The 1,119-nt window shown below is 57.6% G+C and carries 1 protein-coding gene; it reads left to right on the forward strand.

The genetic code is table 11. The features are described from left to right. Positions 1–36 precede the first annotated feature (36 nt). Positions 37–366, forward strand: a complete 330-nt coding sequence (locus CWO89_RS44450; protein WP_130231954.1) for an H-NS histone family protein — start codon at positions 37–39, stop codon at positions 364–366. Positions 367–1,119: the final 753 nt, after the last annotated feature.

Genomic DNA, 1,119 nt, shown 5'->3' on the forward strand with positions numbered 1-1,119 from the left:
TCTTAGGGATGATGAAGACCTGGATGTTTTGTCGCCATGAAACGAGCCGAACTGGAACGGATGACCGTTGACGAGCTGTGGAGCTTGCACGTTGAGGTCTCTAAAGTGTTGCAGCAGAAGATCCGGCAGGAAAAGCTGGGTCTGGACGACCGCCTGAGGCAGTTGGTGTCCGCGAGTCGGTTATACCCGCTGGTATCTCCAAAATACCAAAACCCCGATCAGCCATCACAGACCTGGACAGGTCGAGGCAAGCAGCCGCGGTGGCTCGTCGCGCAATTGAAGCTGGGAAAGCGTATCGACGACTTCAAAGTTCAGCCGCGGATCGAGAGCCGAGACGCTGCCCGCTCGCCGCAATCCGGCAATTAGCGAGCATGATCAGGCAATCATGCTAATGCGTCACTCTGCCAGCTTTGCTCGCTCTCTGCTCCCGGTAAGCTCTGAATTCGGCCAGGAGCCTTTCGGGATCCAAAGTTTCCGCCCGTCTGACCTGCTCTCTCAACCAAAGTAGCTCGGCAAATTGGTCGCCGAGATCGGGTGTGCATTGCTGGAAATTGAGCCGGCGTTTGTTCGAAAGTCGGACGTTCTTCCCCATTTCTAAAGCCCTCCCTGGGCACGCGGCGGTAATTATGGTTCTTGTCTGTAAAGGTCATTAAACGAATTGGGCAATGGCGAGGCGCGGCCAGCAAGCCTATTTACGTTGCCAGCTCCTCGCGAAAGATCGAGGCGTACGAGGGCGTGTCCCACGTTGGGGGGTGAGGCGCAAGACCGGGGTTTCCCGGTGCGTCCGCGTTCGCCATCGTCAGCATCGCGGGACGCGCTCTTCGCGATTTCCGATTGCGCCAGTTGCTGAACGTGCTGGAGTTGAGACCGCAGACGCGCATCGGCGAGTCTTGGATGCTGGCCAGAAGGAGGGCGCCGCGAACCGGGCGAAAGTCAACCACGATCGTCAGATCATGGGGATTGCGAACGTAGAGGGAGCTGACTGCGTTTGTTCGAACGATGGAGATTGGGTGCGCCTTGGCAAGAAGGACGGCATTCCCGTGGTGCTTCTGGCGGATCTCCTCAAACCACCGCCATCCGAAAACGCCGATCAACACAACATGTTCAGCGTGCTGCTAG

The organism is Bradyrhizobium sp. Leo170, assembly GCF_004296405.1.
GTDB lineage: Bacteria > Pseudomonadota > Alphaproteobacteria > Rhizobiales > Xanthobacteraceae > Bradyrhizobium.

What these genes read in the sequence shown, in the direction of transcription:
- CWO89_RS44450 (WP_130231954.1), top strand. Translation starts at nt 37, where the DNA reads ATGAAACGAGCCGAACTGGAACGGATGACCGTTGACGAGCTGTGGAGC.